Source organism: Diaphorobacter caeni (assembly GCF_015354245.1).
GTDB lineage: Bacteria > Pseudomonadota > Gammaproteobacteria > Burkholderiales > Burkholderiaceae_C > Diaphorobacter_A > Diaphorobacter_A caeni.
Genome location: NZ_JADKYZ010000003.1, coordinates 200,198 through 215,005, shown reverse-complemented (window position 1 = coordinate 215,005; position 14,808 = coordinate 200,198). Strand labels below are relative to the sequence as shown.

Annotated in this window: 15 protein-coding genes; 3 read left to right on the top strand and 12 right to left on the bottom strand. The window is 62.4% G+C overall.

The genetic code is table 11. The annotated features are described in order from the left end of the window. Window positions 1–77: 77 nt before the first annotated feature. The 5 genes from ISG32_RS08680 to ISG32_RS08660 form a co-directional block, all read right to left on the bottom strand. On the bottom strand, window positions 78–863 hold the full coding sequence (locus tag ISG32_RS08680; protein ID WP_194770622.1) for a maleate cis-trans isomerase family protein: 786 nt from the start codon (window positions 861–863) through the stop codon (window positions 78–80). Then, window positions 860–2,104: a D-amino acid dehydrogenase gene (locus ISG32_RS08675; protein ID WP_194770621.1), complete on the bottom strand. Its 1,245-nt coding sequence runs from the start codon at window positions 2,102–2,104 to the stop codon at window positions 860–862. Before ISG32_RS08675 ends, ISG32_RS08680 begins: the two co-directional genes overlap by 4 nt. Before the next feature lie 35 nt (window positions 2,105–2,139). Further along, on the bottom strand, window positions 2,140–2,487 hold the full coding sequence (locus tag ISG32_RS08670) for a RidA family protein (RefSeq protein WP_194770620.1): 348 nt from the start codon (window positions 2,485–2,487) through the stop codon (window positions 2,140–2,142). Between the two features lie 470 nt (window positions 2,488–2,957). Further along, window positions 2,958–3,719, bottom strand: a complete 762-nt coding sequence (locus ISG32_RS08665) for an MHYT domain-containing protein (protein ID WP_228529684.1) — start codon at window positions 3,717–3,719, stop codon at window positions 2,958–2,960. A gap of 525 nt (window positions 3,720–4,244) precedes the next feature. After that, complete coding sequence (locus tag ISG32_RS08660; protein ID WP_194770618.1) at window positions 4,245–4,688, bottom strand: MarR family winged helix-turn-helix transcriptional regulator; 444 nt, start codon at window positions 4,686–4,688, stop codon at window positions 4,245–4,247. 114 nt (window positions 4,689–4,802) lie between these two features. On the opposite strand from ISG32_RS08660, the gene ISG32_RS08655 reads away from it, so the two are divergent. Next, on the top strand, window positions 4,803–5,786 hold the full coding sequence (locus ISG32_RS08655; protein ID WP_194770617.1) for a Bug family tripartite tricarboxylate transporter substrate binding protein: 984 nt from the start codon (window positions 4,803–4,805) through the stop codon (window positions 5,784–5,786). Between the two features lie 108 nt (window positions 5,787–5,894). On the opposite strand, the gene argA is transcribed toward ISG32_RS08655, so the two are convergent. Both argA and ISG32_RS08645 read right to left on the bottom strand, forming a co-directional pair. Next, the gene (gene argA, locus ISG32_RS08650) at window positions 5,895–7,241 is read right to left on the bottom strand and encodes an amino-acid N-acetyltransferase (protein ID WP_194770616.1); all 1,347 of its coding nucleotides are present in this window, start codon (window positions 7,239–7,241) and stop codon (window positions 5,895–5,897) included. Between the two features lie 223 nt (window positions 7,242–7,464). After that, complete coding sequence (locus ISG32_RS08645) at window positions 7,465–8,643, bottom strand: acyltransferase family protein (RefSeq protein WP_194770615.1); 1,179 nt, start codon at window positions 8,641–8,643, stop codon at window positions 7,465–7,467. A gap of 463 nt (window positions 8,644–9,106) precedes the next feature. Here ISG32_RS08645 and ISG32_RS08640 point away from each other — a divergent pair, with 463 nt between their 5' ends. Then, a complete protein-coding gene (locus tag ISG32_RS08640; RefSeq protein WP_194770614.1) occupies window positions 9,107–9,505 on the top strand; it encodes a hypothetical protein in 399 nt (132 codons plus the stop codon). A gap of 194 nt (window positions 9,506–9,699) precedes the next feature. On the opposite strand, the gene ISG32_RS08635 is transcribed toward ISG32_RS08640, so the two are convergent. Further along, window positions 9,700–10,110: a COG4315 family predicted lipoprotein gene (locus ISG32_RS08635; RefSeq protein ID WP_194770613.1), complete on the bottom strand. Its 411-nt coding sequence runs from the start codon at window positions 10,108–10,110 to the stop codon at window positions 9,700–9,702. A 121-nt stretch (window positions 10,111–10,231) separates the two neighbouring features. Between ISG32_RS08635 and ISG32_RS08630 the strand changes: the two genes are divergently transcribed. After that, a complete protein-coding gene (locus tag ISG32_RS08630; RefSeq protein WP_194770612.1) occupies window positions 10,232–10,414 on the top strand; it encodes a hypothetical protein in 183 nt (60 codons plus the stop codon). A gap of 22 nt (window positions 10,415–10,436) precedes the next feature. Here ISG32_RS08630 and ISG32_RS08625 read toward each other — a convergent pair whose 3' ends face one another. The 4 genes from ISG32_RS08625 to ISG32_RS08610 form a co-directional block, all read right to left on the bottom strand. Continuing rightward, on the bottom strand, window positions 10,437–11,000 hold the full coding sequence (locus ISG32_RS08625; protein WP_194770611.1) for a hypothetical protein: 564 nt from the start codon (window positions 10,998–11,000) through the stop codon (window positions 10,437–10,439). Window positions 11,001–11,224: 224 nt separating this feature from the next. After that, on the bottom strand, window positions 11,225–11,530 hold the full coding sequence (locus ISG32_RS08620) for a transcriptional repressor (protein WP_194770610.1): 306 nt from the start codon (window positions 11,528–11,530) through the stop codon (window positions 11,225–11,227). Between the two features lie 35 nt (window positions 11,531–11,565). Beyond that, entirely contained in the window at window positions 11,566–12,246 is a 681-nt protein-coding gene (locus ISG32_RS08615; RefSeq protein WP_194770609.1) for a Fe2+-dependent dioxygenase, read from the bottom strand. 299 nt (window positions 12,247–12,545) lie between these two features. Beyond that, window positions 12,546–14,768 (bottom strand): TonB-dependent receptor, encoded by a 2,223-nt coding sequence (locus ISG32_RS08610; protein ID WP_194770608.1) that lies wholly within the window; start codon window positions 14,766–14,768, stop codon window positions 12,546–12,548. Window positions 14,769–14,808: the final 40 nt, after the last annotated feature.

Genomic DNA, 14,808 nt, shown 5'->3' with positions numbered 1-14,808 from the left:
GGTCGACTCGGGATGGTTGGGTGGGTTGGCGTGAAGGGCGCACGAGGCGGGCTGTGCACCGTTGTTGTGAACGGATCTCAGACTTCGTAGAGCCGCCCGAATTGCGGCAGTACATCGTTGACACCTGCCAGACGCAGCGAATGCCAGGCCATGGCGCTGTTGCTGGCGAGCACGGGCTTGCCGAGTTCCTTTTCGAAGTCGCTGATCAGCGTGGCCATGCGCAGGCTGGTGCACGAGACGAAGACGGCATCCACGTCGTCGTGGCGACCGGCGGTCATCACGGCGTTGCGCAGCGATTCGCGGTCGATGCGCGCGACCTCGTTGTCGTTGGCGTGGTTGAAGGTGGCGACGCGGTTGACCTGCATGTCGCTCTTGGCCAGATGCGTCGCGAACAGCGTGTTCACGCTCTCCACATAGGGCGTGATGAGCGCGATGCGCTGTTTGCCGAGCGCGCGCAGACCGGCCACGGCGGCGGTGATCGGCGTGGTCGTCGCGATGTCGGGGCGCACCGTGCGGATCTGCCGCGCGATGTTGTCCTCCCCGATCACCACCGAGCCCGAGGTGCAGCCGAATGCGACCACCTGCAGCGGCACATCGGGCACGATGAGCTGCACGGCGGCGGGGATGTCCTTTTCCATCTCGGCGAGCGTCACCGGATTGATGTCGGGCGAGTTGTACAGGCGCGCTTCAAAGTACGCGACGCCTGGAACGCAGGAGAAGACTTGACGCCATTCGTGCTCCAGCGTCTGGTCGGTGGCGAGCACGACGAGGCCGATGGCGGCGCGCGGCATCACGCCCTCGTCCATGGTGAAGGGGACGATGCGGTAGCGGTCGTCGGTCGCGGTGGTTGGGGTCGGGCTCATGCGAGTGTCATTCCTGTGATGTCGATGGCGGGCTTGCGTCCGGCCATGAGGTCGGCGACCACGCTGGCGGTGCCGCACGCCATGGTCCAGCCCATGTGGCCGTGGCCGGTGTTGAGAAACAGATTGCGATGTCGCGAGGCACCGAGAATCGGGGTGTTCTCGGGCGTCATCGGGCGCAGTCCGGCCCAGTAGTCGGGCTCGGAAAAGTCAGCGCCATTCGGAAACAGTTGCTTGACCACGCGCAGCATCGCGGCGAAGTCCTCTGGCTTGTGCGTGCGGTCATAGCCGCTGAATTCGGCGGTGGCGGTCACTCGCAGCCGGTCGCCGAAGCGGGCCCAGGCGACGAGGTTGTTCTCGTCCACGCCGCACAGGGTCGGCGCGATGTGGCCGTCGCGGATCGGGAAGGTCACCGAGTAGCCTTTGACCGGGTAGATGGGCAGCGAGTAGCCGAGTGGCCGCGCCACGATGGGCGAATAGCTGCCGAGGCTGAGCACGTAGTCGTCGCCGGTGATCACGCCCTTGGGGGTGCGTATGCCCGTGATGCGATCGCCTGCCACGTCAATGCCGTCGATGGGCGTGTCGTACAGGAAGCGCACACCGGCCTCGGCGCAGCGCTTGGCCAGGTTGCGGGTGAACATGCGCGCGTCGCCGCTCTCGTCGGTGGGCGCGTAGATCGCTCCGGCGATGTGCTCGCGTGCGGCGGCCAGAGCCGGCTCGTGCGCGATGACCTCGTCGGTGTTCAGCGTGCGCAGGTCCATGCCGCCGTCCGACAGGATTTTCATGTTCCCGGTGCCGCGTGCGAACGATGCTTCGTCGCGGTACATGTAGAGCGCGCCGCTCGACAGGCGCTCGTATTCGAGCTGCAGTTCGCTGGTGAGCGCCTGCAGCTGCGATTGCGAGTAGCGGCACAGCACCAGCTTGCGGCTGGTGTTGATGCGCGAGCGCTCGGCAGTGCAGTTCTGCCAGAACTTCCACAGCCACGCCCACATGTGCGGGTCGGGATTGAGCTTGAGGCGCAGCGCCTGCGTGTCGTCGCGCAAGGACCGCCACAGGATCCCCGGCGCGCGCGGCGAAGCCCATGTGTAGGAATGGCCTGGCGCGATCATGCCGGCGTTGGCGTAGCTCGTTTCCGATGCGGCCAGCGTCTGGCGATCGATCACGGTCACCTGCCGGCCTTGCTTGGCCAGATACCAGGCGGTGGTGACGCCCGCAACGCCGGCGCCGAGGATGACGGTATGCATGTGTGGCAGCCCTTGTCGTTCGGTTGGCGAGGGCCTCAGACGGTGGCGATCACGCCGATCTCGACGGTGTAGGGAGGAAAGGCGAGGGCCGATTCGACGCAGGCACGCGCGGGCGCATTGCCTTCGGGTACCCAGGCGTCCCAGACGCCGTTCATTTCGTTGAAGGTCTGGTGATCGGCCAGCCAGATCGTGGCCTGCACGATCTTGGTCTTGTCGCTGCCGGACTCGGCGAGCAGCGCGTCGATCTTGTCGAGAATCTCCTGGGTCTGACCGGCCACGTTCTTGGCGGTGTCGGTGGCGACCTGACCGGCCAGAAAGACAAAGCCATTGGCGATGACGGACTGGCTCATGCGGGCGTTGGTGTGAAGGCGCTTGATGCTCATGGAAATCTCCGGAAAACAATGAAGGAAGCACGCGTCGATCCGTGGAAAGAAGAGGTGCGGAACGACGCGTGAAGGCTGCACCTATCAGTACAAAGTTGCCAATGGACTCATTGACTTACGATGCTCGATATTAGTGTCTAAGCAAGTGTAGACAGTTATGGATAAAGTTAACAATACATATGTGTAGTGGTTTTCACTGAGATGTGCTGGGATTGCAAATTCCGGGCCACCTGAGAAGCGCTTGCAGGCACTTGAAAGGTGCCGGTCCGCGGAGGTGGAGCCCAAGGCCGGGGCGACCCATGCACCGGAACGGTGGATGGCGTGGCGGTAGGTGGAAGGGTGGAATGGGTGAGGGGACGACAAACGAAAAAAAGGGAGCGATGCGCCAGGGCACCGCTCCCGCAGGAGATCTCGCAATGCCGGGTCGGGCCCGGACGTCGGCGCTGGGGGCAGCGCCTGTTCAGTTCAACTCAATGGTGTTGGGATGCCGCAAACTCGCGGCGGTTGCGCATCGCGCTGTTGTCTTGGAAGGAAACGAAGGCCAGGTCCACCAGCAACGCGACCGACATGCCCACGGCCAGCGTGATCACCATCATCGGCAGATCCAGCACGCTCACGATGTCGAAGCCCGTGGGGATGGCGCGGCGGTTGTCGGTGGTGCAGATGAACTCCGCAGCGCTCATGCCCGTGTAGTGCATCGCGCAGACGGCGATCGCCATCACGAAGGCGGCCGTCACCCGGGTGCTCAGCGCGCGCGTGTTGAACGCCAGCCAGAGCGCCGCGGTGGCCGCCACGAGCGCGATCAGCACCGAGATGCCGACGCGGGCGTAGTCCCATTGGAAATGACCTGCGAAGCGCATGCCGTACATGCCGAGGTAATGCATGACCACCGCACCGAGCCCCAGCGTGGCACCGGCGATGAGCAGGCGCGGCAGGCTGGTGGGGTTGAGCGCGACGAAATGAAAGGCGAAGCCGGAGATGGCGATGGCGGCAACCAGGGAGATCAGCGTCTCCCACACCGAATATCCGAGTCCCACGTCCATGCGCAACGCCAGCATGGCGATGAAGTGCATGGACCACACGCCGATGCCGCCGAGTGCGACGCCCGCGCTGGCGACGCTGAACAGGTAGGCCTGACGGTTCTTGCCGTTGGGGCGCAGGCGGCCAGCCGAGAAAAGCGCGATGAAGGCGCCGATCACCGAAATCACATAAGACAGCACAACGAGATCCATGTTGTAGCTGGTATTGACCACTGTTCCCATATGTCACCTCTCGCAAAAATGTCGAATGAAGGCTCGGCGTTTCGGAGGATCTGCAGGTTGGGGTGACCCGACCGCCCACCCTCTCGATCCGCTTGGACGCCTGAGAGGTTTTTAACAACTGGTTTCGAAAGTAGCTAATAGATTAAGTTGATTGAAATCAAAGGATCGGCTTACCGTTCTTAATTTCGCTTGCTGGATTTTGAAAACTGTGATCTCTGCAAAAAATGCAGCACTGGAACGGCGCAATCCGTGCCGGTACAGGCGTTCATGGGTGATTGGCGACGCAGAAACCGATCAAAAAACTCAAGCAAGTGGACCGGACCGCTGGTCATTTGTCCAAGATCGTCGAGTTTGTAAACAATTGTATTGTTCTATCGACAATCAAGTTGTATTGAGTGGGCTTGCGTACGCGCGTGGGCACGCCTGCGGCGATGCCGCAAATGCGTGCAGGCGTGCTTTGGCGGGCGCGCGGCGCTCATGCGCCGGCAAAAATGATCAGGGCAGCGGGTGTCGGTAGGCGATTTCGCAGAGGGCTTCCCTCAGCGTCTGTGCCTTTTCCTGGCCGAGGAGGCGCGCATAATCGGCCTCGATCTGGTCGATGGCCTCGTGCATCTTCATCATGTACTCCAGCCCCTTGGTGGAGAACTGAACCTTGAAGGCGCGCGCGTCGGAGAGATCCTGGACGCGGGTGACAAGGCCCGTCGACTCGAGATCGCGCACCGCCTTGCCGGCGGCCTGCTTGCTGACCCCCATGCGGCGAGCGAGCTCGGTGCCGCGTGTTCCCTCCAGATCAATGTACGGAAGCATGCCGCCCGCAGCGGGCGGCAGATCCTTGAGTTGATCCCCCATGACGGAGTGCAGTCGGGCGACAAAGTCCTTGCGGGCCAGCAAGAGCATGCGTCCAACGCCGTAGCGGCGTTTTTGTCGCAGCTCGTCCAATTGTTCTTTTGTGTGCATAGTTAAATAATATTATCTTGCATAGAATCTGCAATGGATCGTCATTGATGCGCTAAATTGATAAAAAATGATGACAGTAACAGAGGGTGAGGGTTTATGAGAACAGGTCGGCGGTCAATAGCCGAAGTCATTTTTGCAACGCTTCTGTGCGCGGTCAGCGCCACGTCAGCGCGTGCAGCTCCCGCAGAGGACTTTCCGTCGCAGAGCATTCGCATCGTCGTGCCGTTCCCGCCGGGAGGGAGCACCGACGTGATCGCCCGCATTCTGGCCGAGGGCATGAGCCGGGAACTGGGGCAGTCCGTCGTCGTGGACAACCGCCCCGGTGCGGCGACCAATATAGGATCGGACTATGTAGCCAGGTCCAAGGCGGATGGCTACACGCTGCTGTTCGGCGGCAGTGCATTGATCGTCAACAGCATCTTTGGACCCAGGCCGTCGTTCGACCCCGATGAAGCGCTGACGTCGGTGAGCACCGTGGCCGAGGTGCCGTTCATGCTCGCCACCAGCCCGGAGGCGGCGTTCCGCACGTCGCGCGAATTCGTCGATGCGGCGCGCAGCGAGCCCGGCAAGTATTCGGTCGCCAGCGCGCAACTCGACACCTATGTCGAGCGCTTCAAGATGGCCGCCGGCGTGGATGTGCTGCACGTTCCGTACAAGGGCGGGGCGCAGGCGGTGACGGACACTCTGTCCAGTCAGGTCGATTCGGCGTTCGCGCTTGTGCCCGTCGTGCTGCCGCAGATTCAGGCGGGCAAGCTGCGCGCGCTGGGCATTTCATCGGCCAAGCGCCTGTTGCCGACATTGCCGGAAGTGCCGACCTTCGTGGAAAACGGGGTGAATTTCGTGATGACGGTCTGGTACGGGGTGCAAGCTCCCTCCGAGATCGCGGGAGATCGGCTGGATCTGCTCAACCAGGCGGTGCGCAAGGTGGTCGATGCGGGGGATTTCGCCTCGCGGCTGGCGGAGATGGGCGCGCGGGCGGGAAGCAGCACTCCCAAGGTGATGGACAGATTGTTCCTGCAGCAGCGCACCGATTGGGAAGCGCTCTCCATCACCCACCCCGAACTCGTTCAGAAACCCTGATTTCCGCCCCGGATCGGCGCCGCTTGGCGGCGTCGATGTCGTGCGCTGGTCGTGCCTTCGCCGACCCGCCGCACCAAGGCGCGGGGAGCGACGCGTTCCATAGGGCTCTCAGAGGTGCTTGACCAGCACCTGGCTCTTGCGGTCCCAGTTGTACTTTTTCTTGCGGGCCTCGGGCAGCCAATCGGGATCAACGGGCTGAAAGCCGCGCTTGATGAACCAGTGCATCGTGCGGGTGGTGAGCACGAACAGGGTCTTGAGGCCCATGGCGCGGGCGCGCTGCTCGATGCGCTTGAGCAGCTTTTCGCCGTCGCCCGTGCCCTGGCTCATGGGGGAGACGGTGACGGCCGCCATTTCGGCGGTGCTGGCTTCGGGGTAGGGGTAGAAGGCCGCGCAGCCGAAGATCACTCCGTCGTGCTCGATGACGGTGTAGCTGGAGATATCGCGCTCGATCTCGGTGCGGTCGCGCTTGACGAGCGTGCCATCCTTCTCGAACGGCTCGATCAGCTGGATGATGCCGCCCACGTCGTCGATGGTGGCCTCGCGCAGCTCTTCGAGCTTCTCGTCGATGATCATGGTGCCGATGCCGTCGTGCACGTAGATTTCAAGCAGCAGCGAGCCATCCACCGCGAACGGCAGGATGTGGCTGCGCTCCACGCCGTGTTCGCAGGCGCGCACGCAGTGCTGCAGATAGAAGCCCACGTCGGCGGGCGACTGTGGCGGCGGCAGTTGGGCGAGCAGCAGGCGCGCCGCGGCCAGCGGCAGTTCGGTGTCGATGGGGTTGTCTTCGCTCTCCGGCTCTAGCGGCTTGACGAGAATGCCGGGAATTTCGCTCAGGAACAGCAGCTTGTCGGCGTGCAGCTCAATGGCCACGCGCGTGGCGACTTCTTCCATGGTGAGGTTGAACGCCTCGCCGGTAGGAGAGAAGCCGAACGGCGAGATCAGCACCATGGCCTCGGATTCGAGCGTGCGCTGAATGCCTTCCACGTCGACCTTGCGAACGAGGCCCGAATGCTTGAAGTTGACCCCGTCCACGATGCCCACGGGCCGCGCGGTGAGGAAGTTGCCGGAGATGACGCGCACGCGCGCATCGGCCATTGGCGTATTGGGCAGGCCCTGGCTGAACGCGGCCTCGATCTCGTAGCGCAGCTGACCGGCGGCTTCCTGCGCGCAGTCGAGCGCCACCTCGTCGGTGATGCGGATTCCGTGCGAATACTGCGGCTCGTGGCCCTTGGCGCGCAGTTGCTCGTTGACCTGTGGGCGAAAACCGTGCACCAGCACCAGCTTGACGCCCATGGCCTGGATCAGCGCCAGATCCTGCACGATGCCCTGCAGCTTGCCCGCCGCAATGGCCTCGCCCGTGATGCCCACCACGAAGGTCTGGTGTCGGAACTTGTGGATATAGGGAGCCACGGACCGGAACCAGGGGACAAAGGTGAAATTGAAGACAGCGGACATGTTGTGGACGTTGGCGAGGAGAGGTGCAGCCTGCGTAGCCAGGAAAAAAAGCGAACAAAAAGCGCTTGGTGACTGCAGGAAACCCCGAGCCGCAAGCGCAGTGCGCAGTGTAGCGGCACAGCGCCTGTCCTGTGCACTGCGGGTGTTTCAGATAACCGACATTTTCAAGAGTGGTTTGCGATTCCGGGGAATTGCTCCCCGGAATGCAGGAGGCTGCGCGTTGTCAGCGGTGCCGATTCTGCACGGCCATCGCCAGATTGCCGCCCGAGCCATTGGAGCCGCCCTGCAACCAAGGCTCGACGCGGCCCGATGTGGCGGGTTTGGCCTTGGGGGTGCGCTTGCCGTCGCGCACACGCAGCGCCCAGCGCTCGATGGTGTAGAAGGACAGGGCGGACAGCGCCACCGAAATGATCAGGCCCGCGACCACGACGACCGGCCACGAGAACTCCGCACGCAGATAGCGCACGACCGGATAGTGCCAGAGATAGACGCCATACGAGAGCTTGCCCAGCTTGATCAGCGCGGGCGCGCAGAGCATCTCGTAGACGATGCCCGACTGGCGCTGAACTGCCATCAGCACGACCAGCGCGGCGCACTCCACGATGGTGATGCCCCAGATCATCGCCTGCTGGTTGTCCCAGGCCAATTCCATGAGCAGCGGCACGGCCAGTGGAAACCACATCAGATGCGCGAAGTTCTTTTTGATGTTCTGCGTGAATGCGGGCTTCTCGAGCATCAGCGCCGCCAGCAGAGCGCCGGCGAGCAGGCCCGTAGCGCGGGTATCGAAGCGAAAGAAGATCTCGTAGAACTGCTGACCCTGAAACACCCACATGACGCGCCACGCCCAGGCCATGATCCACAGCAGCAGGATCGAGCGCCAGACCTTGCCGGGCGTCGCGAAGCGCAAAAGCAGCACCAGCAGCGGCGGCCAGACCAGATAGAAATGCTCCTCGACCGAGAGCGACCACATGTGCAGGATGGTGTCCGGGCTGTCGAAGAACGCGATGCCATAGTCCGCCAGATAGAGGATGGAGACCAGCGAGTCGGAGTAGACGTCGGTGAGCTCGGGCCAGATCATCGGAGCAAAGATGCAATAGGCCAGCAGAAACAGCGCGAGCGCCGGCATCAGCCGCCAGAACCGGCGCTTGTAGAAGCGCCAGTAGTCGAGTCGGCCCTTGCTGTTGTATTCGACGAGCAGCAGCGAGGTGATCAGAAAGCCGCTCAGCACGAAGAACAGATCGACGCCGAAGAATGCGCCATCAAACAGCGGCACATGGGCATGCGAGAGCAGCACCAGCAGGATCGCGACGCCACGCAGGCCGTCAAGGGCAGGGTTGTATTGCAGTTTGTATTCGGTTCCGGCCAAAACGAGCACCTCCAGTTCTGAACGACGCGCAGTCATCCCGCTTGTTTATCCAATTTGATCAACCAGTGATCCATTCATGCGTTGTCCTGCTGCCAGGCCCATCATGGGGTCCTGTCGTTCAGGGTTCCCCGCGTGGGTGGTTGGCGCACCGCGCCGCGCGGGAGCGGGCGTCGTCTGGGGGGCTTCAGGCCATTCAGACATGCAGCGCTTCCGCTTCCGCTCCCGACATCCAACATCCGAACTGCCTGGGCCGGCAAATGGAGTGCCGGGGCACGAGTGCAGCTGACGCGTTCAAAAGATTCTTGATCGCATCGGCGAAGGGATGTGGAACCGAAGATGGACGCGCAATGCGCCATCAAGTTCCCCATCAATTGTCCTTGCTGGCAGGAATTTTAGACAAAGACGAAGGGTGCAATTTGCAAAACGCTACCAACTGTCAGGGTGTGTTCGGGGCTGACGACACCGAAAGCGCTGGTTGTGCTTGTGCGAAGATGCCGCCATGCAGTCGCAGCGAGTGGATATCGAGGTCTATGTGCAGACGGCGGATCGGAATGCCGTCGTCGCTTTGCTTCGGCCTGAACTAGGCGAGCTGGAGCTGGAACATGTGCCCGAGCTGGACTTACATATTTACTCAAATCAAACCCTGCACTTGAGCATTTCGGAGAGTGTCGATGGTTTCCTCAGCGTGTGGTTGAGGGCTCGGGGTCGGGCACCATGGCACGACAGCGGCACGCCATGGCCGAACAGCCCGGCGCTCGCGCGTTTCCTGGTGCGGGGCATGGGGTGCATGGTTCGATGCGACCCCGAGGACGACTATCCAGAGGTGCCATCCCTTTCCGACGTCTTTTTGCAGATTGACGCAGACGGCAGGGAAACGTTGTTCACATGGGGTGATTGAAAGAGCGGCGCGGCTCAAAGACCATTGGCCAGCACGTCGAGCGGGAGCGCGTGCCTGCGAGATTCTGGGCGCGAGCCGCGCGACTTTGTGGCGCAGACTCAAGCGGCAGGGATGATGCGGCCAAAAGAGCGTGTTCAAAAAAGAAAGCGGCCCGACTGGCCGCTTCTGTGCTGCTCGGAGCGTGTTGATGTCGCTCAGGGCTTGGCCGTGTGCCAGGTGTTGTTGGCCATGCCGTCGCCGGTTGCGTCGCCGGGCTTGGCATCCTTGGCCCAAGTGTAGAGCGGGCGACCCTTGTAGGCCCACTGCTTGCCGCCGTCGTCACGCGTGACCGTGCTCCAGTCCGCAATGGGTTGGGCGTTGGCAGGGGCGGCCAGCGGGGGCCAGTTGGTGGCGCAGGGGCCGTTGCAGACGCTCTTGCCCGAGCCCACGACGTCCTTGTCGAACACGTACAGCGTCATCTGGTTCGGGCCGACGAGCACGCCGTTCAGCACCGTGGTGGGTGATGATGTGGCGGCCTGAGGTGGCGCAGCGGTCTTGGTCGACGTGGACGAGCAGGCCGCCAGAAAGGACGAGGCGAGCAGGGCGGACAGAAGAATTTTTGTCATGCTTGTGGATTCCTTGCTTGAAAGATTCTTGCCGATGGAACTGGGCAAAAAGACAGTCTCGCCGCTTTCCGGATGGCCGGCTGTAACCTTTGGTGCTGCGGGTGTGTAGGCCGCGGAGTACATGAGTGCATTCGCCATGTTTGGCGAGTGGCGGTGCAAGATGTATGGTGGATGCAATCAACCCGTGAGCCGCGTTTTTCCATCCTTCAGGACACATTCCATGCCCCGCATCATGACTCTCCTCGCGATCATCGGCATTGTTGCCGCCTGCTATTTCACCTGGCGTTTTGGTATGGGCGGTTGAGTGGGGCGCGCGCTTTTTGCCGTCAGCATTTCAAAGGGCCGCTGACGATGCTGCTGATCGCCTGGTAGCTCACAGGGCCCTCGCAGCTCAGCCCCTTGTTGACGGTGGAGTTCACGAGCTTGAGGCTGCTGGAGCCATCCCGGAGCATCAGGGCGTCGCCGATCACGGTGTTGACGAGCTCGACGCTGCGGGCTCCCGAGAACGAGGCCGCGCCGCCTGCGACGCTGCTGTCGACGAACTTGACGTGGTTCGCGCCGCCGGTGATCACGATGCCTTTGTGCAACTGGGCAGCCTGCGCGTCGATGCTTTTCACCTTGTCACCGCTCACGGAGCCGAAGATCGTGGTGTTGCGCAGCACCAGTGACGCTCCTGGCTGGAGGGTCACTGCCCCCTGAATGCTGGCGTTCTCGATCACGCATGAGCTCTCCACGACCACGTCACTGGATATATCCGCGTTCTTGATGCTGCCCCTGCAGGTCTGCGCGGCATGGGCGGTGGAGGTGATGGCTGCAAACAGGTAAAGGGCCAGCGAGGCGCAGCCGATGCCTGATTTGGCGCCTGACGAGCGGTAGGGGTGGTGGTTCATGGCGTTCCTTCGCTGGCGTTGAAATCGTGCGGCTCACAAAAGAATGATGCCGGGCGATTTTGAAGGAATGGCGACAGACCCATGTAAACAGACCAGCAGGGCGGGCCGATGTTCCATGCGGGGCAGATGGGATGGGTGCGGCTGGAGGAACGGCTGCGTGCGTTTGCGGCGGATACGACGCTCGCGCCATCGTTCTGGGTGACGGTATGAGTTTTGAAATCCATTCAACGCTTGCAGAGGCTGAATGACGATTTCCCGTCGGTTGCATTTCTGAGAAGAATCCCGCCGAGCTCCAGCTGGCTGAGCGTGCGCTGCACCGTCGCCATGCTGATGCGGATTCCCGCGTGCAGCAAGGCTGTGTAGACCTCGACGATGTTCATCGAGTTGAATGGATTGGCGATGAACAGGCGCAGCACCTGAATGCGCGACAGCGTGGGGCGCAGATTGGCTTCGTTCAGTACATGGCTGAAGGGCTGGTCGAGCGGTGATTTCGGGAGGCCTGTGTGGTCTTGGATGATGGCGTGTCGCATCGGCTCTCTGTTTATCTCTCTATCTATCTCTCTGCTCAGGCCTGTGCCCACATGCGCAGCAGGTTGTGATAAGTGCCCGACAGCGGCGCCAGGCTTGTGTCGCCGGGGTGGCGCTGGGTGAGCGACTGGATCTGCTGGTCCAGGTCGAACAGCACGCGGCGCTTCTCATCGGACGCGATGAGGCTGTGTGTCCAGAAAAAGCTGCCGTAGCGCGTGCCGCGCGTCACCGGGTTCACGCGATGCAGGCTGGTGCCGGGGTAGACGATGGCGTCACCCGCAGGCAGCTTCACGCTCTGGTGGCCGAAGGTGTCTTCGACAATCAGCTCGCCACCTTCGTATTCGTCGGGATCGCTCAGAAACACCGTGGTGGACACATCGGTACGCACTTTGATCGCCGTGCCCGGGATGTTGAAAAACGCGTTGTCGATATGGTTGCCGTAGGTGCCTCCGCCCTCGTAGCGGTTGAAGCGCGGCGGCAGCACCTTGAGGGGAAGGGCGGCCGACATGAACAGCGGGTTCTGCCCCAGCCGGTCGAGAATGTGGTTGCCGATGGTCTGCGCGACCGGGCTGTCCACTGGCAACTGCAGATTGGCCTTGACCTCCACGGCGAGACTGCCTGCCGTGGCGCGGCCGTCCTGCCACTGGGCCTCTTCGAGCGTCTTGCGGCAATGCCTTACCTCGTCGGGAGATAGAAGAGCTGGAATGCGAAGCATCATGGGGTGATGACTTTCTTTGGTTCTTTACGGGATCCACGACGCTGCCTTTGGCAGCGATTGGTCAATCGCTTGGAAGCGGCGAACTGGGCCATATCGCGTCGTTGCGAAGCCTTGCCGTACGCTTGTACTGATCTGCGGCTTCGACGCCTAGCGCTATGGCCCATTTTGCCGTTGCGGTGCTTGTTCGAACGCTCTGTGCGCTTCGTTGGCCCGCTCCTGAATTCGGAGATTCCGGATGAACTGTGTTGGTGTGAATTCCCTCGCTGCGAACTGGCCGCTGCGAGGGATGGCTCCGCGCGTCAGTAGGTGAACTTCAGCGAAGCCACGGCCGAGCGGCCGGCGGCGATGGTGGCGTAGTGCGGGGAGCGCACGCCGCTGTAGTAGACCTTGTCGCCGAGGTTGTAGGCGTTGAGCTGCAGGGTCAGGTTGTGGTCGATCTGGTAGGACACCATCGCGTCGAACCGTGCATAACCGGCCGCGCCCTTGGTGACGATGCCGCCGTCCGCCGTCGAGACCGCATAGCCTTGGTTCACGCTGCTCTGCGCGTAGATGCCGAGACCCAGAGTGAGCTTCTGCATGGGCTTGTAGGTGGTCCAGATGCTGGCGCTGTGCTTGGGGGTGTTGATGAACGGCAGGCCGTTGGCGACGTTGCCCACACCCATGTCCTTCTGCTCGCTGTCCATGAAGGTGTAGCCGCCGAACACGCTGAGGCCCGGCATCACGTTGCCCGAGAAGCCCAGTTCGACGCCGTTGACCACCTTGTTGCCACCCATGTAGGTCACGCCGTTTTCGGTGATGCGGACGTTGGTGACGTCATTGCGGAAAAGGGCTGCGGTCAGCGCCAGGCGCTTGTCGAGGACGTCCCACTTGGTGCCCAGTTCGATGGCGCGCGTCTTCTCGGGCTTGAGGTCGGCGAGCGCGTCGGTGGTGATGGTCAGGTCTTCCGTGCCGTTGCCAAGCGACGAACCACCGGGGCGCGACGAGGTGCCGATGCTCGCGTAGATGCTGCCGTTGGGCGCGGGCTTGTAGAGCACGCCGAGCTGGTAGTTGGCGAGCGTGTCGCTGCGGCTGATGTCGTAGGTGGACGAAGTCGAGCTGACCTTGTAGTGATCGACGCGCAGACCGGCGTTGAGCGACCACTGGTCATTGAACTTCATCGTGTCGAAGCCGTAGAGTGCGACCGTGTCGATCTTGTTCTTGGTCGGCACGGTGGGCAGTGACCAGGCGTAGTCCCATGCGGCCGAGCTGTCCGGGTCGGTGAGCGACGCGCACCAGGTGCTCACCGCCGTGCAGTTGGTCGTGCTCGAATCCTGGATGGCGGTCGAGCGCACGTCGGACTTTTCCTTCGACAGCTCAAGACCCAGCGAGAAACTGTGGCCCACGCTACCGGTCTGTGCCTTGCCGGTGAACTCCGACACGTTCTGCAGCGTAGTCACCTCGTTGAGCCGCGCGTTGCCACGGCGCCAGACATAGCCCGGGTCCTTGGCGACGTTGCCTTTGCTGTCGTCGGGCTGGGTCCAGACATAGTCCTGCTTGGAGCGGCTGTAGCGCAGGCTGTTGCGGAACTTGTTGGTGTCGTTGAACTTGTGTTCGATGGTGCCGGTGAGCAGGTCGCTCTTTTCCTTCTCGTAGTCGCGCCCGGTCAGCCCATACCAGTTGTCTCGGTTGCCGCCGTACGTGGGCCGCACCACGCTGCCGCCCGGCAGACTGGCCATGGCGCTGTTCGAATACAGGTAGGGCACACCGCCATCGGGCACGTTGTCGGTCTGCAGATGCTGCCACGCGAGCGAAACCTCGGTGGGCGTGCCAAGGCCGAACGTCACCGAAGGTGCAATGCCCCAGCGCTGGTTGCTCGGGCCGTTGCGGCCGGGCACGTCGGCGTCGTGCGCCATCGCATTCAGGCGCACTGCAACGCCTTCGCTCACCACCCGATTCACATCGACGGTGGCGCGCTTGTAGTTGTCGGTGCCCAGACCCACATCACCCGAGATGAAGTTGCTGGCCTGCGCCTTCTTGGTCACCAGATTGATCGAACCACCCGCGCCACCACGGCCCGCATAGGCCGAATCGGCGCCCTTGATCACTTCGACTGATTCCAGATTGAACACCTCGCGCGTGCCCGCAGCGATGTCGCGCATGCCGTCGACAAACGTGCTCGACTGCGCATCCATGCCGCGAATGAACGGCTGATCCCCCGACGGGCTGCCGCCCTCGCCATTGCCGAACGTGATGCCCGGCGATGACCGCAGCGCCTCCTGCAGGCTGGTCGCGCCGGTCTGCTTGATGACCTCTTCATTGATGATCTGCACCGTCTTCGGCGTATCGAGCAGTGGCGCCGTGAACTTGACCGAAGAGGCCGCATCGGCCTTGACCGGCACTTCTACCGAAGACTTCACCGTCACCGTATCCAGCGCGCGAGGCGCCGTCTGCGCATGAACCGCCGCACTCGTCAGGCACAGGCCGACGGCCCATGACAACTGAGAGAGGCTGGCCGGTGGACGTGTTTGTTGGACTTTATTCATATCACTTTCCGTTGAACCAACTTCTCATTGTTAATAGAAA